Origin of the sequence: Aminobacter sp. MDW-2 (assembly GCF_014250155.1) — a bacterium.
In the GTDB taxonomy this organism is placed as follows: Bacteria; Pseudomonadota; Alphaproteobacteria; order Rhizobiales; family Rhizobiaceae; genus Aminobacter; species Aminobacter ciceronei.
Genome location: NZ_CP060197.1, coordinates 5744059 through 5764176 on the forward strand (window position 1 = coordinate 5744059; position 20118 = coordinate 5764176).

General features: G+C 62.1%; 21 protein-coding genes, 1 tRNA gene and 1 pseudogene. 11 read left to right on the plus strand and 12 right to left on the minus strand.

All coding sequences use genetic code 11. The features are described 5' to 3' along the window. Nucleotides 1–223: 223 nt before the first annotated feature. A complete protein-coding gene (locus H5P29_RS28300) occupies nucleotides 224–823 on the plus strand; it encodes a hypothetical protein (protein WP_154385907.1) in 600 nt (199 codons plus the stop codon). Between the two features lie 262 nt (nucleotides 824–1085). Here the strand turns inward: H5P29_RS28300 and H5P29_RS28305 are convergent. Beyond that, nucleotides 1086–1162 (minus strand) — tRNA-Arg (locus tag H5P29_RS28305). A 112-nt stretch (nucleotides 1163–1274) separates the two neighbouring features. Continuing rightward, complete coding sequence (locus H5P29_RS28310; protein ID WP_154385908.1) at nucleotides 1275–2762, minus strand: HAMP domain-containing sensor histidine kinase; 1488 nt, start codon at nucleotides 2760–2762, stop codon at nucleotides 1275–1277. 355 nt (nucleotides 2763–3117) lie between these two features. Here H5P29_RS28310 and rpmH point away from each other — a divergent pair, with 355 nt between their 5' ends. The 5 genes from rpmH (at nucleotide 3118) to yihA (ending at nucleotide 7114) form a co-directional block, all read left to right on the plus strand. Continuing rightward, nucleotides 3118–3252 carry a 50S ribosomal protein L34 gene (rpmH, locus tag H5P29_RS28315; RefSeq protein ID WP_008833937.1) on the plus strand — a complete coding sequence of 45 codons (135 nt, stop codon included), beginning with the start codon at nucleotides 3118–3120 and terminating at the stop codon, nucleotides 3250–3252. A 16-nt stretch (nucleotides 3253–3268) separates the two neighbouring features. Beyond that, nucleotides 3269–3637, plus strand: coding sequence for a ribonuclease P protein component (gene rnpA / locus H5P29_RS28320; RefSeq protein WP_067965606.1), 369 nt, complete (start codon nucleotides 3269–3271; stop codon nucleotides 3635–3637). A gap of 9 nt (nucleotides 3638–3646) precedes the next feature. Further along, nucleotides 3647–5452 carry a membrane protein insertase YidC gene (yidC, locus tag H5P29_RS28325; protein ID WP_067965608.1) on the plus strand — a complete coding sequence of 602 codons (1806 nt, stop codon included), beginning with the start codon at nucleotides 3647–3649 and terminating at the stop codon, nucleotides 5450–5452. Between the two features lie 364 nt (nucleotides 5453–5816). Beyond that, nucleotides 5817–6455: a CatB-related O-acetyltransferase gene (locus tag H5P29_RS28330; RefSeq protein ID WP_067965610.1), complete on the plus strand. Its 639-nt coding sequence runs from the start codon at nucleotides 5817–5819 to the stop codon at nucleotides 6453–6455. Next, entirely contained in the window at nucleotides 6452–7114 is a 663-nt protein-coding gene (gene yihA, locus H5P29_RS28335) for a ribosome biogenesis GTP-binding protein YihA/YsxC (RefSeq protein ID WP_067965613.1), read from the plus strand. Before H5P29_RS28330 ends, yihA begins: the two co-directional genes overlap by 4 nt. Nucleotides 7115–7152: 38 nt before the next feature. Here the strand turns inward: yihA and H5P29_RS28340 are convergent, their stop codons facing one another. From H5P29_RS28340 to H5P29_RS28360, 5 genes are all read right to left on the minus strand, one after another. Then, complete coding sequence (locus tag H5P29_RS28340) at nucleotides 7153–7485, minus strand: antibiotic biosynthesis monooxygenase (protein WP_182575136.1); 333 nt, start codon at nucleotides 7483–7485, stop codon at nucleotides 7153–7155. Nucleotides 7486–7577: 92 nt separating this feature from the next. Next, on the minus strand, nucleotides 7578–8075 hold the full coding sequence (gene msrB / locus H5P29_RS28345; RefSeq protein WP_154385910.1) for a peptide-methionine (R)-S-oxide reductase MsrB: 498 nt from the start codon (nucleotides 8073–8075) through the stop codon (nucleotides 7578–7580). Between the two features lie 195 nt (nucleotides 8076–8270). Beyond that, entirely contained in the window at nucleotides 8271–8822 is a 552-nt protein-coding gene (locus H5P29_RS28350) for a fasciclin domain-containing protein (RefSeq protein ID WP_154385911.1), read from the minus strand. 188 nt (nucleotides 8823–9010) lie between these two features. Further along, nucleotides 9011–9742 (minus strand): anti-sigma factor domain-containing protein, encoded by a 732-nt coding sequence (locus H5P29_RS28355; protein ID WP_154385912.1) that lies wholly within the window; start codon nucleotides 9740–9742, stop codon nucleotides 9011–9013. Continuing rightward, nucleotides 9739–10278, minus strand: a complete 540-nt coding sequence (locus H5P29_RS28360) for a sigma-70 family RNA polymerase sigma factor (RefSeq protein WP_067965623.1) — start codon at nucleotides 10276–10278, stop codon at nucleotides 9739–9741. Before H5P29_RS28360 ends, H5P29_RS28355 begins: the two co-directional genes overlap by 4 nt. Before the next feature lie 178 nt (nucleotides 10279–10456). Between H5P29_RS28360 and argB the strand changes: the two genes are divergently transcribed. Further along, nucleotides 10457–11359, plus strand: a complete 903-nt coding sequence (gene argB / locus H5P29_RS28365; protein ID WP_172582946.1) for an acetylglutamate kinase — start codon at nucleotides 10457–10459, stop codon at nucleotides 11357–11359. Nucleotides 11360–11519: 160 nt separating this feature from the next. Continuing rightward, on the plus strand, nucleotides 11520–12302 hold the full coding sequence (locus tag H5P29_RS28370; protein WP_067965625.1) for a DUF1194 domain-containing protein: 783 nt from the start codon (nucleotides 11520–11522) through the stop codon (nucleotides 12300–12302). Between the two features lie 7 nt (nucleotides 12303–12309). Here H5P29_RS28370 and H5P29_RS28375 read toward each other — a convergent pair whose 3' ends face one another. Further along, the gene (locus H5P29_RS28375; protein ID WP_067967130.1) at nucleotides 12310–12786 is read right to left on the minus strand and encodes an Lrp/AsnC family transcriptional regulator; all 477 of its coding nucleotides are present in this window, start codon (nucleotides 12784–12786) and stop codon (nucleotides 12310–12312) included. A gap of 132 nt (nucleotides 12787–12918) precedes the next feature. On the opposite strand from H5P29_RS28375, the gene phhA reads away from it, so the two are divergent. After that, entirely contained in the window at nucleotides 12919–13752 is an 834-nt protein-coding gene (gene phhA, locus H5P29_RS28380; RefSeq protein ID WP_067965626.1) for a phenylalanine 4-monooxygenase, read from the plus strand. Between the two features lie 4 nt (nucleotides 13753–13756). On the opposite strand, the gene H5P29_RS28385 is transcribed toward phhA, so the two are convergent. The 3 genes from H5P29_RS28385 to H5P29_RS28395 form a co-directional block, all read right to left on the minus strand. Beyond that, complete coding sequence (locus H5P29_RS28385; protein ID WP_067965628.1) at nucleotides 13757–14662, minus strand: DMT family transporter; 906 nt, start codon at nucleotides 14660–14662, stop codon at nucleotides 13757–13759. A 122-nt stretch (nucleotides 14663–14784) separates the two neighbouring features. Next, a complete protein-coding gene (locus H5P29_RS28390; protein ID WP_246340906.1) occupies nucleotides 14785–16281 on the minus strand; it encodes an MFS transporter in 1497 nt (498 codons plus the stop codon). A 385-nt stretch (nucleotides 16282–16666) separates the two neighbouring features. Next, nucleotides 16667–17428, minus strand: coding sequence for a GGDEF domain-containing protein (locus H5P29_RS28395; RefSeq protein ID WP_154385913.1), 762 nt, complete (start codon nucleotides 17426–17428; stop codon nucleotides 16667–16669). Between the two features lie 177 nt (nucleotides 17429–17605). Here H5P29_RS28395 and H5P29_RS28400 point away from each other — a divergent pair, with 177 nt between their 5' ends. Next, entirely contained in the window at nucleotides 17606–18316 is a 711-nt protein-coding gene (locus tag H5P29_RS28400; RefSeq protein ID WP_067965631.1) for a pyrimidine 5'-nucleotidase, read from the plus strand. Then, nucleotides 18313–19161 (plus strand): annotated as a pseudogene (locus tag H5P29_RS28405) (DUF817 domain-containing protein); the annotation flags it as partial. The gene H5P29_RS28400 and the pseudogene H5P29_RS28405, both read left to right, overlap by 4 nt. Before the next feature lie 3 nt (nucleotides 19162–19164). Here the strand turns inward: H5P29_RS28405 and H5P29_RS33010 are convergent. Continuing rightward, complete coding sequence (locus H5P29_RS33010) at nucleotides 19165–20004, minus strand: LOG family protein (protein WP_154385914.1); 840 nt, start codon at nucleotides 20002–20004, stop codon at nucleotides 19165–19167. Nucleotides 20005–20118 lie beyond the last annotated feature (114 nt).

Sequence of the window (20118 nt, forward strand, 5' to 3'; positions counted from 1 at the left end):
GTTCGTCAGGATGAAACTGGTACCCAACACGACCTCCTCCATCGTCGAATCCTCCTTCAGCAAAGGGCAAGGTCAACAAATTCCGACACCGGCAGAAGGAGGGGATAACTGAAATTTACCTCATGATATCAAAATATTAGATGATTATCGAGTTGCCCCTTGCATGCAGTCTGCTACGATCTCGAGGTTGCCGCCTCGACACTTCTCTACCGTGAGGAGAGCCATGACATCACAGATGCCCGAGCGGATATTTATCGATGGCAAGCCGCATTTATTACATGCCCTGCCGCTCTATCGCCTGCTTGCTTCCCGCCGGGTCAGAATAAGCGCGCCCGACGAATGGACGACGAATTGTCATCGTCAATACGTCGGCACTTGGGATGTTATCGATGGCAAGTTGTGCCTCGTCGCCTTGAGTACCTATGGTGACCGGGAGCGGCCACTCTCGGATGCCATGCGCAGTTGGTTTTTGCGGCTCGTGCCAGCGACCAGATTTCCAGTAAGCGCCGAGTGGTTCAGTGGTCACCTTCGCATCCCGACAGGACCGATGCTCCTGTGGGGCTTCGACGGTTGGTCATCGTGGTTCACCCGCGAGCGGGTCATCACTTGCCGGCGAGGCAGGGTCGTTCGCGACCGCGAGGTCGATACACTGGCCATGCTGGAATGGGCATTGCGCCGATGCGAAGGCTTGAAACAACGTATTGACCCAGAGGACACGCGCGGGGAGCCGCTGACCTGGATTACCGACGACGACTACGAGCACCTGCGCGGAGACTGGTGGCCGCCTGATTGGGAGGGGCAGCGCATTCCAACCAGCCTCTAGTTCTTAGTCGGCCGCGGCGTCGTGCCCTGCGTCACCTCGATGGCCTGCCCCAGTGGCAGCGCCTTGGTGAACATCCATCCCTGGAGGTAGGGCACGCCGCAACTGGCCACGAATTCGAGTTGGTCGGTCCGCTCGCCCCCTCCGCAAGCACCCGGCGCAACAGCGTTTGCTCGAATGCAGCGCCACTCAGTCCAGGTCCGGCGTCGTGGACCTCGATGCTGTGGCCTGAGCCATGACGGCGTGCGCTGTCACAAGGAGAAAATGGCGCGCCCGAAAGGATTCGAACCTCTGACCCCCAGATTCGTAGTCTGGTGCTCTATCCAGCTGAGCTACGGGCGCGCATCAGGCCGAGTGAACGGCCAACACGCTGCGGTCAATCGACTGCAGCGACCGGCGCTACCTAACGGCTCGAATCGGGAAATGCAAGCCGCCGCCGGCAAAGTTTTTTTGATCAGGCCGGACGGCGCATGCCCTGGCGCGCCTCATCGAGGCGAACCGGCTGATCGGGGATGGTGACAGCGAACACGGTGCGGCCGCCGGCGCTCTCGACAAGCTCCAGTTGGCCGCCATGGGCGCGCACCAGCTCGTAGGCGATGGCGAGGCCAAGCCCGGTGCCGCGGCTGCGGGCCGAACCGCGGAAGGCGGCAAACAGGTTCTCGCGCGCCTTTTGCGGCAGGCCGGGACCCGTATCGGCAACCAGGATGCGGCTGACGCTGCCCTCGCGTTCGGCATAAACGGTCAGGCGATTGACGATGGCGCTGTCGGCAGCACCGGCCATGGCCTGCACGGCGTTGCGGCACAGGTTGGTCAACACCCTGAACAACTGGTCGGGATCGGCCTCGATCTCGAATTCGGTGTCGACCGCGTTGAAGAACTCGATGCCCTGCTCGGCCTCTAGGCCGAGCAGGCCGTGCACGTCATCGACCAGCTGGCTCAGCCGCAGGCGGCGGCGCGCCGGCGCCGGCTCCTGGGCGCGGCCGTATGACAGAACGTTCTCGGAATAGGCAACCGCTCGGTCGAGCGTCCTGAGCAGCTTCGGCGCAAAAGCCTGCACGGCAGGATCCTTGACCATGCGCAAGCGGTCGGACATCAGCTGTGCCGAGGCCAGGATGTTGCGCATGTCGTGGTTGATCTTCGATACGGCAAGACCAAGGTCGGCGAGATGCTTCCGTTCGTGCAGCATCCGCTGCAGATGCGTCTGCATCGCCGCCAGTTCGCGCTCGGCCAGCCCGATCTCGTCGGAGCGGGCTTCGGGAACGATGACACCGGCGGGATTGTCCGGGGCATCGGAGAAGGTCAGCATCGAGCGTGTCATGGTGCGGATGGGCCTGATCATGATGCGGTCGATGGCGGCATAGACGAGTGCCGCGGTGAACAGCGAGATCAGCAGCGAGACGAAGACGATGTAGCGCGCATTGGCGAGCATGGCGCGGTGCAGCCGGTAGTCCGGGATGACCAGCTCGAACTCCTTGGCGCTCTCGCCGACCCGGCCATAGACGCGCAGCATGCGGTTGCCGCCGAACAGCAGCGTGTCGATGGCGTCGGGCATCGAGTCCAGCACGCCTTCCTTGGCGATGTCGATATGCTCGTCGACTTCGGGCGGCATGTCGGCGACGACAAGCAGGCGGGACACGCCGCCATCGCGAACGGCGATCGCCTTGGCGCCGATCGCCGCCAGCACGTCGTTCTGGGCGGCGCGGGAAAGTGTGGTCGGGTCGCCCTGTACCAGGATCGTGGCGACGGCGGCGGCAGTGGCCAGACGCTCCTCGAGCCAGCGGATGCGGAAGCTTGCGACAGAGGGCAGGAAGAACAGCACTTCAGCGAAGAGTACGAAAGCGATGGTCAGCAGCAGCAGCTTGGCCGACAGGCCGCGCGAAAGCGGAACCGCACGGTCCGCCTGTTTTCCGGGAAATACACCGGTATCGGCTGCTTCAGTCATGCTGTTCTTTGCTGCGAGGCCAGTGCGAGAATGATGCGCTTCGGACTAAAATGAGCACGAACTGCCTTGCATCCCCTTTATGGCAAAGATAGGTGATCACAACGCAGTTGCAAATTCCGCACTGCAAAATGTCAGAGCCGGGACGCTATCCCCTGTCTGCTGCTGACATCAGGAAACAACCTTCGGTGGCGCCGGCACGGGCGGATTGACTTCGCGGTACCTTCTTTCTATAAGCCCGCACACGCTCGGGACCCGCTTCCGTCGCGGTTTTTGATCGCGTCGAAGCAAGCTGAGCCAAGCTCCTGTTACAAAGTGACAGAATCAAGAAGGGCCGCACGCCGCGGTGTAAAAACAAATGAAGCGTACCTATCAGCCGTCCAAACTCGTCCGTAAGCGCCGTCATGGTTTCCGTGCTCGCATGGCAACCAAGGGTGGTCGCGGCGTCGTCGCAGCTCGCCGCAACCGCGGCCGCAAGCGGCTTTCCGCCTAAGCCATAGGCGGGAACCTTGCCCGCTGACGGCAAGCCAGAGGGGTCTGCTCCGCATGGACGCGGCCCCGAACGGCTTCTGAAAAGAAAACAGTTTCTGGCCGTCCGCCGCGGTGACAAGCGGCGCGGGCGGTTTTTTCTCGTCGAGGTTCTGGATCGCGACGACAGTGCGGGGCCGCGGGTCGGCTACACCGTCACCAAGAAAGTCGGCAACGCGGTTGTCCGCAATCGCGTCAAGCGGCGCCTCCGGGAAGCCGTTCGTACACATGCCGCAGGTGACATGGCCGCCGGCAAAGACTATGTGATCGTCGGGCGCGAAGACGTGCTCACCGCCCCCTTCGGCCAGATAACGGCCGAACTTTCTCGGCGCATTCGCGGAACGCGATAAGGGCTTTCGATGGAAAACAACCGTAACTTCTTCATCACCATCGCCTTGTCGGTGCTGATCCTGACGCTCTGGCAGGTGTTCTACATGAACCCGCGCGTCGAATCGCAGCGCGAAGCCGCACGCATCGAAGCCGAGCGTGTGGCGCAGCAGCCGGCAGGCACGGCACCCGGCACCAGCGCCGGCTTGCCAGCGACGCCGCAGGCCGGTGTCCCCGGCGCACCGACGACCCAGGTCGCCGTTGTCGACCGTGCCCAGGCGCTTGCAGCATCCGGCCGCATCCCGGTCGACACGCCGAGCCTCAAGGGCTCGATCAACCTGACCGGCGCGCGCATCGACGACATCAGCCTCAAGCACTACCGCGTCGCCGTCGAACCGAATTCACCCGTCATCGAGCTTTTGAACCCGCAGGCGCTGCCAGCCGGCTTCTACAGCGAAATCGGCTTCGTCGGCAGCGAAGCGACCGGCGCGGTTCCGGGTCCCGACACTGTCTGGACTGCCGAGCCCAATACGACGCTGACACCGGCAACGCCTGTCACGCTGACCTACACCAACGACAAGGGCCTGACCTTCAAGCGTACCATCGCCGTCGACCAGAACTACATGTTCACGGTGACCGATACGGTGGCGAATGCCGGCAGCACCGACGTCGCGCTGTCCAATTACGGCCGCCTCACCCGCTTCGACAAGCCGTTGCATGCCTCGACCTACGTGCTGCACGAAGGTCTGATCGGCGTGACCGGCACCGAGGGCCTGCAGGAAATCAACTACGCCACCATCGAGGACGACAAGCAGGTTCTGCCTGGCAAGTCGACCGACGGCTGGCTCGGCATCACCGACAAATACTGGGCTGCCGCACTGGTGCCTTCTGGAAAGCAGCCGTTCCAGCCGCGCTTCTCCTATTTCGAGGACGGCCGCCCGCGCTACCAGGCCGACTTCATGACCGATCCGATCACGGTCGCCGCGGGTCAGTCGGCGACCGTCGAGACGCTGGTCTTCGCTGGCGCCAAGGAAGTGGCCAAGATCAACGCTTACGAAGCGGACCGCCAGATCCGCCAGTTCGAGCTTCTGATCGACTGGGGCTGGTTCTACTTCATCACCAAGCCGATGTTCTGGCTTATCGACACGCTCTACAAGTTGCTCGGCAATTTCGGTCTGGCGATCCTCGCCACCACCGTCATCGTCAAGGCCATCTTCTTCCCGCTCGCCAACAAGTCGTACAAGTCGATGGCGAACATGAAGATGGTGCAGCCCAAGATGCTGGAAATCCGCGAGAAATACGCGGATGACAAGATGAAGCAGCAGCAGGCGATGATGGAGCTGTACAAGACCGAGAAGATCAACCCGCTGGCCGGTTGCTGGCCGGTGCTGATCCAGATCCCGGTGTTCTTCGCGCTCTACAAGGTGCTCTACGTCACCATCGAAATGCGCCATGCACCGTTCTTCGGCTGGATCCACGACCTGGCCGCTCCGGATCCGACCTCGCTGTTCAACCTGTTCGGCCTGCTGCCCTGGGGCGTTCCCGCCTTCCTGATGATCGGCGTCTGGCCGCTGATCATGGGTGTCACCATGTTCCTGCAGATGCGCATGAACCCGACGCCTCCGGATCCAACCCAGGCGATGATCTTCACCTGGATGCCGATCCTGTTCACCTTCATGCTGGCATCGTTCCCGGCGGGCCTCGTCATCTACTGGGCGTGGAACAACTCGCTGTCGATCCTGCAGCAGGGCGTGATCATGAAGCGCCAGGGCGCCAAGATCGAGCTCTGGGACAATCTGATGGCATTGTTCAAGAAGAAACCGACACCGGCCGAATAGCCGAACAGCCCAGACGAAACGAAAAAGCCCCGCACTCCGGGGCTTTTCTGCATTGTGAGGAACCTGACTTTTCTTCAACCGGGAGCTGAAACTTTTTTCCAGCTGGCAGCGTAGCTGAGCGATGCCTCTCAAGCATCAGCCTGCGGGGTGGCGGTCTCTGACCATCCCCCCCGGTCAGAATTGAACCGTCTCGGCAAAGGCCGGGGTTCTGCAAGCCCTTGCAGAACCCCGGTTTGCAGCTCGGTCGAACTAGTCGGCCCTTTATCTGCGCAAGAACCATTTCCCTTGAGATCATCGCCCCCGATGTCTTCGTCGCGGATCGCGCTATACTGGTAGAGAGGCGTATCAATGGGGACGAAATGCCATGCATGGACCTAACCCTTCGCTCAAGCATCCGATCCCGATGCACAGGCGCGTCGGCTTCCTCAAGTCGCTCGTCGACGCCGAGAACATCGAGATAGGCGATTTCACCTACTACGACGATCCCGACGGACCCGATCTGTTCCAGCAGAAATGCGTGCTTCACCACTACCCTTTCATCGGCGATAAGCTGATCATCGGCAAGTTCTGCGCGATCGCCGAAGGCGCGCGCTTCATCATGAACGGCGCCAATCACGCCATGTCCGGCTTTTCGACCTATCCGTTCAACATTTTCGGCCATGGCTGGGAGGAAGGCTTCGACCTTGCCTCCTGGCAGCAGGAGGTCCGCGGCGACACGGTGCTCGGCAATGATGTCTGGATCGGCATGGAAGCGGTGATCCTGCCTGGGGTTCATATCGGCCACGGCGCCATCATTGCTGCGAAATCGGTTGTCAGCAGACACGTACCGCCTTATGCGATCGTAGCCGGCAATCCTTCTGTCGTGGTCAAGAAGCGTTTCGACGACAAGACCATCGAACGGCTTCTGACGATTGCCTGGTGGGATTGGCCGGTGGACAAGATCGGCCGCAACCTCAAGGCCATTCGCGGCTCGGATATTTCTCTGCTGGAGGCAGCGGCTTGAACGAACATACGACCAATCGCACGGTGGATGCCGAGCTCTTCAAGCGCCCGTGGGTTTTCATCCGCGGCGTGCCGTCCATGAAGTTCCTGCCGCCGGAAGGGCCGCCGGAGATCGCCTTCGCCGGCCGTTCGAATGTCGGCAAGTCGTCGCTGATCAACGCACTGGTTCGCCACAGCGGCCTGGCCCGCACCTCGAACACGCCGGGGCGCACGCAGGAGCTCAATTACTTCGTCCCGGATGGCTTTTCCGGCGAGGCAGGCGACCTGCCGCCGATGGCGCTGGTCGACATGCCCGGCTACGGCTACGCCCAGGCGCCGAAGGAACAGGTCGACGCCTGGACAAAGCTGGTGTTCGACTATCTGCGCGGCCGGGTGACGCTCAAGCGCGTCTACCTGCTGATCGATTCCCGCCACGGCATCAAGAAGAACGACGAGGAGGTTTTGACCCTGCTCGACAAGGCCGCGATCTCCTACCAGATCGTCCTGACCAAGACTGACAAGATCAAGGCCGCAGGCGTGCAGCCGCTGATCGAAGACACATTGCTCAAGATCAAGAAACGCGCCGCCGCCTTCCCGACCGTTCTTGCGACCTCGTCCGAGAAGAACGAAGGCCTGGACGAACTGCGCGCGGCGATCGCGCTGGTGGTCAACGGCGGCTGATCACGGCCGCCGTCGCATGTTGCCTGAGGCAACCGGCCTCAGGCCTGCGTCACTTCGTGGACGACCTGGTAGTAGGCCGGCGTCACGCCTTCGATCAGTGGCCCGACCTTGGCGATGTGTTCGGCGAAGCCTTGCGTCTGATGAACCCGCTGGTGATCGGCAACCGTATCGAAGGTGCTGATCATGATCGCTGTATCGCCGTCGATCGCCCGGTGCAGCCGGCTGCCGCGCCAGCCCGGCACATTGCCTATCGAACGGTCCAGGTTGATCTTCTGGAGGGCGATGAACTCGTCCAGCTTGCCCGGCTTCAGGGTGAAGATGTTGACGAACGCCACCGGGCCGTTCTGATCGTTCTCTGTATTCTGGATCATTTCCGCTCTCCTTTTTCCATTCGGGATTTCGTGAGAGCGCATTGATGCAACCTCAATGTATCTTGAGGTCAAGAGGATTTTTCGAGAAAAGGTCAGGCCGCGACAGGGCGGAACGTCAGTGCCAGCCCATTGATGCAATGGCGCTTGCCGGTCGGAGGCGGGCCGTCGTCGAAGATGTGGCCGAAATGACCGCCGCAGCGGCGGCAATGCACTTCGGTGCGGGTCATCATCAGCGAGGTATCGACCTTGGTGCCGATCGAATTGGGGAGCGCATCCCAGAAGCTCGGCCAGCCGGTGCCGGAATCGAACTTGGTAGCGGACGAATAGGCGGCCAGGTCACAGCCGGCGCAGTTGAAGGTGCCTTTGCGGTGCTCGTTGAGCAGCGGGCTAGACCCCGGCGGCTCGGTGTCCTCCTGGCGCAGCACGGCAAAGGCGGCGGGAGCAAGGATCGCGCGCCACTGGGCATCGGTCTTGGTGACTTCGAAGTTTTCAGCCAATGCCTGGTCGGCGATGGTCAATCGCCTCGAGACGACAAAGCCGGCAAGAACGGCGATCGCGGCACTGCCCAGCAGGAATGTACGGCGGTCCATGGCATTTCTCCCAGCCGACCATAGGCCGGCGTCACATCACGGCGAAATCAACAGGGCTTGAGGGTTTGGCGCGAAAACCGACCAGCCTGCGCACAACAGGCCGCGCCCCGCAACGGTGACCCGTTGCGGGGCGCTTTGCCGATTGCGCGCGCCTCAGGGAGCGACAGCGTCGCACAACCACGCTGCCCCCCGGGCTTACATCTTGGGCAGCAGGACCTTGTCGATGACATGGATGACACCGTTCGACTGCTCGACATTGGCGATCGTCACATTGGCGACATTGCCGTTCTCGTCGGTTACAGTCACCTTGTCGCCTTCATATTTCGCGGTCCAGGTGCAGCCGCCAACGGTCTTGACCGGGTGCGCGCCCTTGTCGTCATCGACCATCTTCTTGATGTCTGCGGCCATCGCCTTGGCGCCAACGACATGGCAGGTCAGGATCTTGGTCAACTGATCCTTGTTTTCAGGCTTGAGCAGGTTTTCGACCGTGCCGGCCGGGAGTGCGGCGAAAGCTTCATTGGTCGGCGCAAAGACGGTGAACGGGCCCTTGCCCTGCAGCGTCTCGACCAGGCCGGCTGCCTTGACGGCAGCGACGAGCGTGGTGTGATCCTTCGAATTGGCCGCGTTTTCGACGATGTTCTTATCGGCGAACATCGCGGCGCCGCCAACCATCGGGTTTTCAGCATAGGCGAAGGTGGCGAGAGCGGAAAAGGCACCGGCGAGCAAAGCGAGAGAGATCTTACGCATAATGTAACTCCTTGGGTTGTTTCCCTAAATGGAAAGGCACAAGGAATTACGGATTTGAGATCAGGTAGTTTCACCTTCTGGAGAGAAATATTTCCTTTCTTTCACTCTAAGCTTTGGCAAAACTTATAGTTACGATCAACGCAGGGAAAAGTTTCAGCCCGCGGCGAATTCGGGCAAATTTTCGTGGATCAGATGTCGCGAAGGTCGCCAGCGGCTACGACCGGTCCGGTCGGCTGGCCGGTCGGCGAACCGCCCGTCGGCTCGAGGCTGACGGCAAGCACGGCGCCTGCGGCGAGCTTGTCACGCATCGCCTGATCGACGTCGATATGGATCGTCGATCCGACCGGGATGACGCCCATCGAGACCGGAGCGTTGCTGCCCTCGATCATCCAGAGTTCGAAATCCCTGCCGGTGGCGCGCTCGCCGGAGACGTGCGAAAGGCCGATCTGGCCACTGCCAGCGTCGTACATCGCCATGTACTTGACGTCGCTGCCATCGGCAGCCAGCGAGGCGACCATGCGCTCCTGCGGCAATTGGGCCGGCGGATTGATGTAAGGAACAGCAATGTAGATGGCCAGGGCTGCGACCGCCGCCGTTGCCAGGCCGCGCCAGAAGGCGAGGCTGGCCCACAAGCCCGCGGAGCCTTGCGCGCTGGGTGCCGACGACGTCGCGGTCCCCGAGAACAGCCTGCGGTCGATCGCCGGCTTCACCGAGGCCGGGGCCTCGATCTCCGGATAGGCCGCGGCGAGCGGGGCGAAATGTACTTCCCATTGATCGACCATGCGCGCAAAACCAGGCTCGCCGTCGATGCGGGCGCTGGCCTGACGCCGCTCGTCGGCAGGCAGGACGCCGAGAACGTATTCGGCTGCGACCAGATCGTCGCCTCCACGTTCCGGTCCATTGTCTTGCGCGAGCGTCATCTTTCCAGACATTCCCTGAGTTTGAGCAGGCTGCGGCGCAGCCAGGTACGCATGGTGTTCAGCGGCACGCCATGGCGGTCCGCGAGTTCGTTATAACTCTCCCCCTTGAGATAGGCACCGCGGACAGCGGCAGCCTTGTCCTTTTCAAGTTCCTCCAGGCAGCCATGGATGCGCTCGGCTTCACCGCCCGCCACTGCTGCAGCCTCTGGCCCCGGCCCTGGGTCCGCGACCTCGAGTGCCTCGTCGATCGCGAGAGGCGCCTGACGCCGCGCCCGTATGCGATCGATCGCATGATTGCGCGCGATTGCTACGAGCCACGAAATGGGGCTGAGATCAGAAACTGCGAAGCGGTCCGCTTTCGTCCAGATCTTGACGAAGACCTCCTGCAGCGCTTCCTCGGCATCTGCCCTGTCGTTCAATACACGCAGGCAGACGCCAAAAAGTTTCGCGCTCGTCTGCCGGTAGAGCAAATCGAAGGCCGCACGGTCCTTCATCGAGGTCCGAACAATCAGCTTGGTGATGTCCTGCGGCGTCATGCCCGCCAAGTTACGTGGCGCAAAACTATTTGCAACTGCTGTTTAGATCGTCGGGCGCCATGCAACCACATTCCGTAGCGTATCGGCAAAACAGCACGCCTGCCAGCCCATCGAACCATTTGCCCCCTGCCCGGTTTCCGGCTAAGACCGCGCCGACCTTTTCCACCTATCCGGGACCATGCCGATGACGACGAACGTCGCCGCCACCGCCGAAATGCAGGCTGCCCTGCTCTCCGCGGCCTTGCCCTACATGCAGCGCTACGAAAACAAGACGGTCGTGGTGAAGTATGGCGGCCACGCCATGGGCAATGTCGAGCTCGGCCGTGCCTTCGCCCGCGACATCGCCTTACTGAAGCAGTCCGGCGTCAACCCGATCGTCGTGCACGGCGGCGGCCCGCAGATCGGCGCCATGCTGACCAAGATGGGCATCGAATCGAAATTCGAGGGCGGCCTGCGCGTCACCGACCAGAAAACCGTCGAGATCGTCGAGATGGTTCTGGCCGGCTCGATCAACAAGGAGATCGTCGCCCTGATCAACGCCGAAGGCGAGTGGGCGATCGGGCTGTGCGGCAAGGACGGCAACATGGTCTTCGCCGAAAAGGCCAAGAAGACCATGGTCGACCCCGATTCGAACATCGAGAAGGTGATCGATCTCGGCTTCGTCGGCGAGCCGGTCGAAGTCGACCGCACGCTGCTCGACCTTCTGGCCCGTTCGGAAATGATCCCGGTGCTGGCGCCTGTCGCGCCCGGCCGCGACGGCCACACCTACAACATCAACGCCGATACCTTTGCGGGTGCCATCGCCGGTGCCGTCAAGGCGTCGCGCCTCTTGTTCCTGACCGACGTGCCCGGTGTGCTCGACAAGGACAAGAAACTCATCGACGAACTGACGGTTGCCGACGCCAAGGCACTGATCAAGGACGGCACGATTTCGGGCGGCATGATCCCCAAGGTCGAGACCTGCATCGAGGCGATCGAGCGCGGCGTCGAAGGTGTCGTCATCCTCAACGGCAAGACGCCGCATTCGGTGCTGCTTGAGCTGTTTACCGAGCACGGCGCAGGGACGCTGATCGTTCCGTAAGCTGCAGGACTGACCTGCCCAGTGCACAAAGACAGGCCGGCTTTTGCCGGCCTTGTCGTTTCAAGAGCAGGCCTCGTATTCACGAAGCCTTGAAGCGTTGCGGCTTTCATTTTCCCTGCGTTGACGCACACTGACCTCCGGGTCCCTCGGACGATGAACAATGCTGGCTGCGCTGGCGCTGATCCTGTGCACGGGTTGCGAACTGCCTGCCACGCCGACCATCGACGTGGACGACCGGACGGTGGATGTCGAACTGGTGCTGGCCGTCGACGTTTCGAGTTCGATGGACGAAGGCGAGTTTGCGCTTCAGCGCGCCGGCTACGTCAAGGCGCTGCGCCATCCCGACTTCATCAATGCCGTGCTGGCGGGCTCGAGAGGCCGTATCGCGGTCACCTATTTCGAGTGGGCAGGGACCGTGCGGCCAGAATCGGTCATCCCCTGGCAGATCATCGACGATGCTTCGAGCGCCGACGCCTTCGCCGCCCAGCTCGCCGTCAAGCCCATCGGCGGATCCGGCGGCACGTCGATCTCGAATGCGGTGGCGTTCGGTGCCAACCTGCTGGAGCAAAATGTCTTCCGCGGTGAAAAGAAGGTCATCGACATTTCGGGCGACGGACCGAACAACCTCGGAGCGCCGGTAGAGGTCGCCCGCAACAATGCGGTTGCAAAGGGCATCGTCATCAACGGCCTGCCGATCCTCGTCCGGCCGACGGGCAGCCTGGAAGACATCGACCGCTATTACGCCGAATGCGTCACCGGCGGGCCGGGCTCGTTCGTGCTGCCGATCCACCTCGCATCCGAGTTCGTCACGGCCATCCGCCGCAAGCTCGTGCTCGAAGTCGGCGGCATCGCGGATGCACCAGGCATGATGAAAATCCAGGCCTCGAAACCCGTCAATTGTCTCGTTGGCGAGCGCTACCCGCTCACCTATCCCGATCCCTAGTCGCCCCCTAGCCTCGCAAATGCGCGAGCGGCACGTGGCCGGGGCCCTTGATGTTCTGCAGCACCAGCTGGGTGTGAACGTCGCGGACGCCTTGCAGGCGCATCAGCCGGTGCATGACGAAGGCGTTGAGGTCGTCGACATTGGGCACCATGACATGCAGCAGGAAGTCGTAGTCGCCGGTCATCGTCCAGCAGGCCGAGACCTCGTCCATGCGTTGCACGGCGGCGATGAACTTTTCCGGGGAATCGTCGCTGTGGCTGACCAGCCTGACCTGGACGAAGACCTCGACCATGAGGCCGACGGCGCGGCGTCCGATGCGGGCGGAAAAGCCCTTGATGACGCCGGCGTCCTGCAGCGCCTCGAAACGTCGGGCACATGGCGTGTTGGACAGGCCGATCTCCTGCGCGATCTCGGAAACCGGCTTGCGCCCATCGCGCTGGAGAATGTCGAGCATCCTGATCTCGAACTCATCAAACTGAGGCATTTTCACCATCCATTTTGGAGATTTGGGTAAATATACCTCAAAACAACATCGAACGCTCGCAAAGAGGTGAATTCCGCTCGCTTCCAGCGCCTATGATTCCTCCATCGAAGCTGTTTCCGGGGAGGATCTGACATGAGCGTGAGCGTTCAAGACTATGCACGGGAGTGCGCGGAACAGGGGCTACGCGGCGACTACAGCGTCTGCCGTCCGGATTTCACCGTCGAGCAGAAATACGATTACAGCGCTGCCGAGCAGGATGTGTGGCGTACGCTGTGCGACCGCCAGACCAGGCTGACCCAGCGGCTGGCGCACAAATCCTATCTTGACGGCATGTCGGCGCTCGGCCTGGTCGACCGCATTCCGGACTTCCATGACGTCAGTGACAAGCTGCGCAAGCTCTCCGGCTGGGAGATCGTGGCGGTGCCCGGGCTGATCCCGGCGCAACCCTTCTTCGACCACCTGGCCAACCGTCGCTTCCCCGTCACCAACTGGCTGAGGACGCGCGACGAACTCGACTACATCGTCGAGCCCGACATGTTCCACGACTTCTTCGGCCATGTGCCAGTACTGAGCCAGCCGGTGTTCGGCGACTTCATGCAGATGTACGGCGAGAAAGCGACCGATCTGATCGCGCTCGGCGGCGACGAAATGATCACCCGGCTCTACTGGTATACGGCCGAATACGGCCTGATGCAGGAACCCGGCCAGCCGCTGAAGGCCTTCGGCGCCGGCCTGATGTCGTCCTTCACCGAGCTGCAATTCGCTGTTGAAAGCCCCGATGCGCACCAGGTGCCGTTCGACATCGAAACGGTGATGCGCACGACCTACGAGATCGACAAATTCCAGCGCGCCTATTTCGTGCTGCCGTCCTTCGACACGCTGAAGGATGCCTTCCAGAACAGCGACCTCGCCGGCATCATCAAGCGCTGGAAAGGCGAGCCGCCGCGCGATCCAGCTACGGTCTAGGCTCTCAGCCCAGAGCTAGCAGCACCAGGATGCCGCCGACGATCAGCACACAACCGGCTATTTCGAGCCGGTTGATGCGCTCGCGAAAGAAGAAGACACTCGACGCGAAGGTGAACAGCATCTCGATCTGGGCGAGTGACTTGACGATCGCCGCCTGCTGCAACGTCATCGCCATGAACCAGCCGAACGAAGCCGAGGCGCCGACGAGACCGGTGAACAGCGCCGGCCGCCAGGCCCTGGCGATGCGAGGCAGCTCGTCGCGCTCCCTCCACAGAATCCAGCCCAGCATGATCAGCGTCTGGAAGACGATGACGACGGCGAGCGTGACCGCCGCCTGCGTCATGAAGTTCGGCCCGCCGAGCGCCAGCGACGCCGCACGGTAGGCGACCGCCGAAATGCCGAAGAACGTACCGGAGGCCAGACCGATAAGCGCGTTGCGGCTGAGCACCGAGGTCACCAGCGTTCGCGCGGTGAATGCGGTGTGGGCGACAGAGATCAGCATCACGCCGAAGACGCTGATGGCAATGGCCGCGACAGCACCCGCCGTCGCGCGTTCGCCGAGGAACAACAGCCCGAACAACGCCGCTTGCGCCGGTTCGGTGCGCGAATAGGCGGTGCCGACGGCAAAGTTCCGGAACGAGAACAGGTGGATCAACAGGAAGGTCGCGGCGATCTGGCCCAGGCCGCCGACCACCGCCCAGGCAAAGAACGTCCTGTTCAGAGCCGGCAGTTCGTAGCCGACGACGAAATGCAGCACCCCGACAAAGGCAAGCGCGAAGGGAAAGCCGAAACCGAAGCGCACGAATGTGGCACCGGTCGTGCCCATCACCCCTTTCAGGTGCTTCTGCACCACCGACCGCAGGTTCTGCAGGAAGGCGGCGGCAATAGTGATGGGAATCCACAATGGCATGTCGGTTCAGTGTCGGCTTGAAGACGGCCGGAGCGGCCGCATGTCCGCGTCTACAGCATCACCCCGCAATTCGGAATCGATTTTCGGGGTGATGCATTGATCCAGCGGACCGCGCGTCCCCGTCACATCTCCACGGGCAGCGGCTGCCTGTCTTCGACGCTTTGGCCGCGGTTGCCTTGCGGGGTGGCCGGTTTCAGAAAGAACACCATCGCCGCCACCAGGGCGAATGCCACCATCTCGTAGACAAGCGCGTGCTCCATGGCAGAGACGAAGGCGATGTGCGGAAGCTCGCTCGCCTTGACGGCCAGGGTCGAGAAGAAGATCTGTCCGGTAACGGCAATGCCGAGGGCTGCGCCGATCTGCTGGAAGGCCTGCACGGCGCCCGAGCCCGAACCTGCATCGCGCGGCGGCACGGTAGACAGCACCGTCTGGAACAGCGACGAGATGGCGATGCCCATGCCGAAGCCGCACATCAAAAGCGGCAGGACGAAGTTCCAATGGTCGACAGCGTCGCCGACATTGGCGACGACGAAACGCAGCCAGCCCATGCCGATGCCCATGACCAGCGCGCCGGCAACGATGCGCCGCTGCGGCCAGCGGCTGCCCAGCCGCCCCGAGATCAGCGACGCGATCAGCACGCCGATCGGAAACGGCACCGTCGTCAGCCCTGACTGCAGCGGCGTCAGGCCGAAACCGGTCTGCAGGAAGACGGCAAGGACCAGGAAGAAGCCCGCCACGCCGGAGAAGAAGGTCATGGTCATCACCGAGCCGAGCATGAAGTTGCCGTTGGTCATCAGGGCTACCGGAAGCAACTGGCTTTTCTCCCCCTTCGCCCGCGACTTCTGGTGCAGGAAGAAGCTGACCATTGCGCCGATCGACAGTGCGATCATCACGAAGGTCCACTGCGGCCAGTCATAGGCATGACCCTCGATGAGCGGAAACACCAGCAGGAAGACCGCGGCACTGGCGATCAGAATGCCGACCGGATCCTGCGTCAGCTCCGGCCGTCCAGGCATGTCCGGGATGAGCGCCCGGCCGGCAATCACCGCCATGATGCCTATCGGGATGTTGACCAGGAAGATCGGCCGCCAGTCGAGGCCAAAAATGTTGGCACTGATCAGCATGCCTCCGGCGAGAGGACCGGCGACGGAAGCAAGGCCCGCCGACAGGCCGAAGAGCGAGAAGGCAAAGCCACGTTCCTGCGGCGGAAAGATCACCTGGGTGATCGCCAGCACCTGCGGCATCATCATGGCGCCGGCCAGGCCCTGCAGCACGCGCGCAAGGATCAAGGTCGTCATCGTCGGCGCCAGGCCGCACAGCGCCGAAAACACGGTGAAGCTCGCGACGCCGATCAGGAACAGACGCTTGCGACCGACAACGTCGCCAAGCCGGCCAAACGGCAGCAGGCCGAGCGCGAAGGCCAGCACATAGGCCGCCACCACCCATTCGATCTGGCTGCTTGTCGCGCCAAGCCCGGATTGCAGGCGTGGCAAGGCAACATTGACGATTGTCACGTCGATCAGATTCATGAAGCCGGCCAGGAGCAGGATCGCCATCGCAATCCATCGCCTTGGATAGGCGTCCTCGGGCGTTGCCGGCGAGCTATGGGAAAATGTCATTTCCGGTTCCTTTGACTTCGAAAGCCGACAGTTGGACTGCCACTGCCCGTGAGGCCACCGAACGATTCCATGCAGGCATCTGCTTCGAGGTCGCATCATGCATGCGGACGTATGTCGTTCTGAACCGCCTGGTTTCGACAGATTCAGAGAAAACGTTGCGCCAGCGATGACGGTTGCGTCAGAGACCTACGCGGTCGATGTAGGGCGAATCGACGGGCTGTCTAAGCCCATGTTCATTTCTTGGCCTTCGGTCGGCTGGAATGTACCGCGATCTTCGCGAAGGATCTTCGCCGCAGCGAGTGGTAACGGGCGAGCTCAAAAGCAAAATGGGCGACGGCAAACGCCACCGCCCCTGTCGCAAACCGTGTGACCGTTTTGCACGCCGTTACGCCGCTTCCGGAACGCCCATGTCGAAGATGGCCCGGTTGCGGCCACGGCGCTTGGCCTCATAGAGGCGCTTGTCGGCGTTGCGCATGAGTTCGGAAACATTTGCTTCCGCTTCGCAGTCGGTGCCGCCAATGCTTACCGTCAGCGGCACGGCACGCTCGTCGCTTGGCTGGAAGCGTAGTGCCTCGACCTCGCTGCGAATGCGTTCAGCCACCAGCTTGGCTTCGTCAACCGTCGCGCCGACGAGGAAGGCGCCAAACTCCTCGCCGCCGATGCGGCCAAGGATGTCGCCGCCGCGCACGCCACGGGTGATGGCGGCAGCGATCTGCAGCAACGCCTGGTCGCCAGTCAGGTGGCCGAAACTGTCATTGATCTGCTTGAAGTGGTCGGCGTCGATGATCAGCAGCGCGCCGCGATCGCTCTTGCGCCTGCTGCCGTCGAGCGCGGCAAAGAAGTTCTCGCGGTTGAGCATGCCTGTCATCTCGTCGCGGCTCGCCTTTTCCGACAGGCGGCGATGGGCGGCGGCGAGTTGAGCGTGGGCCCGTGTCAGGTCTTCATGGGCAAGCTTGAGCTTCCTCTCCTGCATGAAGGTGAAGAAACCCAGCGGAGGCGCAATGAACAGTGGGCACAGCAAGCACATCAGCCAGGCGATGGCGCCAACTGTTCCTCCCAGCGCCGGCACGATCGTCAAGACCAGTGCAAGCGAACCCAAGATTGCAATCAAGGTCACAGCGGCTGTTTTAAGAACGACGATTTTCATTTCGACTCCCTGCCGGCTTTGGAATGCCAGCATCAACTGAAGGTCATCTTTCATCGGTAGTTAAAATTTGACCCACCGTGTTGAATCTGGTGTCCAACGAATTTTGGCCATTGTCGAGAGCCAGACTGGCCTTATGCAGGTGCTTCCAAAATTCTCGAACCGTGGCATAAGGGCGGCATGACCGACACACCCGATCCCGCTCGCTTCGACCACGTCACCGACTGGGTCTTCGACCTCGACAACACGCTGTATCCGCACCACTCGAATCTGTTTTCGCAGATCGACGTGAAGATGACCGGCTATGTCGCAGAGCTTCTGACCTTGTCGCGCGAGGATGCGCGCAAGCTCCAGAAGGAGCTCTATCTGGAGTACGGCACGACGCTGAACGGGCTGATGCAGCGTCACGGCATCGACCCCGACGCGTTCCTCGAACACGTCCACGACATCGACTATTCCTGGCTTGTGCCGGACCCGGTGCTGGGTGCCGCCATCCGCCAATTGCCGGGCCGCAAGTTCATCTTCACCAACGGCAACCGCAGCCATGCCGAGCGCACCGCGCGCCAGCTCGGCATCCTCGACCATTTCGACGACATTTTCGACATCGTCGCCGCAGGGCTTACGCCCAAGCCGGCGCGCCAGCCCTACGAGACCTTCGCCGCCTTGCACAAGGTGACAGGCGCCAACGCTGTCATGTTCGAGGACCTGGCGCGTAACCTGTCGGTGCCGAAGTCGCTCGGCATGACCACGGTCTTGATCGTGCCGCGCAATTTCGAGCCGACCTTCTCCGAGATCTGGGAAAGCGATCCGACCCATGAGGACGACGTCGACTACGTCACCGACGATCTCGCAAGCTTCCTGACCACCATCGTCGAGGCCAACGCCGCTTGAGCCGTTTCACCTCCGTCGAGGCGCGGATCGATGCAGCGGCCCATGCCGTTCTCGACCGCCTGCCCGCCGGAGGCCTCTCTGGCGCGGTCGTCGAATTCCTCGTCTTCGGGCTGAAGCAGGCCTGGGCCTGTCTGTTCGGCGGTGCCATGCTGGCGCTGATCATGGCAACCAAGCTGTGGTGGCCGGACGGGGTCGCCCTTGCCCGCTACGACTTCCTGTTCCTCTCGGCCGTCGCCATCCAGCTGACGATGCTGGCGCTCAAGCTGGAAAAGCCGTCGGAAGCCAAGGTTATCCTGATCTTCCACATCGTCGGCACGGCCATGGAGGTGTTCAAGACACAGGCAGGTTCCTGGGCCTACCCGGAAGACAGCCTGTTCCGCATCGGCGCGGTCCCGTTGTTTTCGGGCTTCATGTATGCGGCCGTCGGCTCCTACCTCGCCCGCGTCAGCCGCATCTTCGACATGCGCTACACGCATTATCCGCCGTTATGGGCAACAATGCTTCTGTGCGCGGCGATCTACGTCAACTTCTTCGCCCACCACTTCGTCATCGATATCCGCTACGGACTGTTTGCCGTCACAGCAGTGCTTTATTTCCGCACCGTCGTGCACTACCGCGTCTTCCGCTTCCGCCACCGCATGCCGCTTTTGCTCGGCTTCCTGCTGGTTTCGCTGTTCATCTGGTTTGCAGAGAACATCGGCACTTGGTCGCGCGCCTGGATCTATCCCGGCCAGCACGATGGCTGGACGCCGGTCTCGATCCAGAAGCTCGGCGCCTGGTATCTGCTGATGATCATCTCCTTCGTGCTGGCGACGCTCGTCCACCGGCCGCTGCCGGTGGACGCCGGCTCAAAGGCTGTAGAATCTGGCGATGATGTCCCAGGCCTCGTCGGCGGTGTCGACAAAGTCGATGATGTCCTGGTCGCCGGGCGTGATCGTGCCCTGATCGGCGAGGAAATCGAGGTCGATCGCCCGCTCCCAGAATGACTTGCCGAACAGGATGACTGGCACCCGCTCCATACGCCCCGTCTGGATCAGCGTCAGCGTTTCGAAGAACTCGTCCATCGTGCCGAAGCCGCCGGGGAACACGGCGACCGCCTTGGCGCGCATGACGAAGTGCATCTTGCGGATGGCGAAATAGTGGAAATTGAAGCACAGCTCCGGCGTCACATAGGGGTTAGGCGCCTGCTCGTGCGGCAAGACGATGTTGAGGCCGATCGAGGGGGCTCCGACATCGTCGGCACCGCGGTTGCCGGCTTCCATAACGCCCGGCCCGCCGCCGGTGACGACGACGAACTCGCGATAGTAGGACGCGGCCGAATGCTGCGAGCACAGGCGGGCAAACTTGCGCGCCTCGTCATAATATCTGCTGTTGGCCTCGAGGTTCTTGCGCTGCGTCTCGTTCTTGGCAGCCCAGGCCTCGCCGCCCGGCTCCGGAATGCGCGCACCACCAAACAGGATGACCGTCGAACGTATGCCGCGCTCGGCGAGGATCATCTCGGTCTTGAGCAGTTCGAGCTGCAGCCGCACCGGGCGCAGGTCGCGCTGGGTCATGAAGTCTTCATCGTTCCAGGCAAGCCTGTATGTCGAGGCGCGCGTCTGCGGCGTGTCGGGCACACTCTTGGAACGCTCGAGATCCTCGTCGGAGTGCGGCAGCGGCGTCCAGCCAGCCTTGTCCATTGGATTCATTATATGCTCGACCTCAAATTTCGTTGCCCGCGACATTCCGCGGCGTCACCGCGATTGACCCCCAGATAAGCCTGAAATAGGGTCCGCGCGATTTTATGCCAGCTTAGAAGCCTT

Bases quoted from the DNA above. Each gene is read 5' to 3' on its own strand.
- H5P29_RS28300 (WP_154385907.1), top strand. From the start codon at position 224: ATGACATCACAGATGCCCGAGCGGATATTTATCGATGGCAAGCCGCAT.
- H5P29_RS28310 (WP_154385908.1), bottom strand. From the start codon at position 2,762: ATGACTGAAGCAGCCGATACCGGTGTATTTCCCGGAAAACAGGCGGAC.
- rpmH (WP_008833937.1), top strand. From the start codon at position 3,118: ATGAAGCGTACCTATCAGCCGTCCAAACTCGTCCGTAAGCGCCGTCAT.
- yidC (WP_067965608.1), top strand. From the start codon at position 3,647: ATGGAAAACAACCGTAACTTCTTCATCACCATCGCCTTGTCGGTGCTG.
- H5P29_RS28330 (WP_067965610.1), top strand. From the start codon at position 5,817: ATGCATGGACCTAACCCTTCGCTCAAGCATCCGATCCCGATGCACAGG.
- H5P29_RS28340 (WP_182575136.1), bottom strand. From the start codon at position 7,485: ATGATCCAGAATACAGAGAACGATCAGAACGGCCCGGTGGCGTTCGTC.
- msrB (WP_154385910.1), bottom strand. From the start codon at position 8,075: ATGGACCGCCGTACATTCCTGCTGGGCAGTGCCGCGATCGCCGTTCTT.
- H5P29_RS28350 (WP_154385911.1), bottom strand. From the start codon at position 8,822: ATGCGTAAGATCTCTCTCGCTTTGCTCGCCGGTGCCTTTTCCGCTCTC.
- H5P29_RS28355 (WP_154385912.1), bottom strand. From the start codon at position 9,742: ATGACGCTCGCGCAAGACAATGGACCGGAACGTGGAGGCGACGATCTG.
- H5P29_RS28360 (WP_067965623.1), bottom strand. From the start codon at position 10,278: ATGACGCCGCAGGACATCACCAAGCTGATTGTTCGGACCTCGATGAAG.
- argB (WP_172582946.1), top strand. From the start codon at position 10,457: ATGCCGATGACGACGAACGTCGCCGCCACCGCCGAAATGCAGGCTGCC.
- H5P29_RS28370 (WP_067965625.1), top strand. From the start codon at position 11,520: ATGCTGGCTGCGCTGGCGCTGATCCTGTGCACGGGTTGCGAACTGCCT.
- H5P29_RS28375 (WP_067967130.1), bottom strand. From the start codon at position 12,786: ATGCCTCAGTTTGATGAGTTCGAGATCAGGATGCTCGACATTCTCCAG.
- phhA (WP_067965626.1), top strand. From the start codon at position 12,919: ATGAGCGTGAGCGTTCAAGACTATGCACGGGAGTGCGCGGAACAGGGG.
- H5P29_RS28385 (WP_067965628.1), bottom strand. From the start codon at position 14,662: ATGCCATTGTGGATTCCCATCACTATTGCCGCCGCCTTCCTGCAGAAC.
- H5P29_RS28390 (WP_246340906.1), bottom strand. From the start codon at position 16,281: ATGACATTTTCCCATAGCTCGCCGGCAACGCCCGAGGACGCCTATCCA.
- H5P29_RS28395 (WP_154385913.1), bottom strand. From the start codon at position 17,428: ATGAAAATCGTCGTTCTTAAAACAGCCGCTGTGACCTTGATTGCAATC.
- H5P29_RS28400 (WP_067965631.1), top strand. From the start codon at position 17,606: ATGACCGACACACCCGATCCCGCTCGCTTCGACCACGTCACCGACTGG.
- H5P29_RS33010 (WP_154385914.1), bottom strand. From the start codon at position 20,004: ATGAATCCAATGGACAAGGCTGGCTGGACGCCGCTGCCGCACTCCGAC.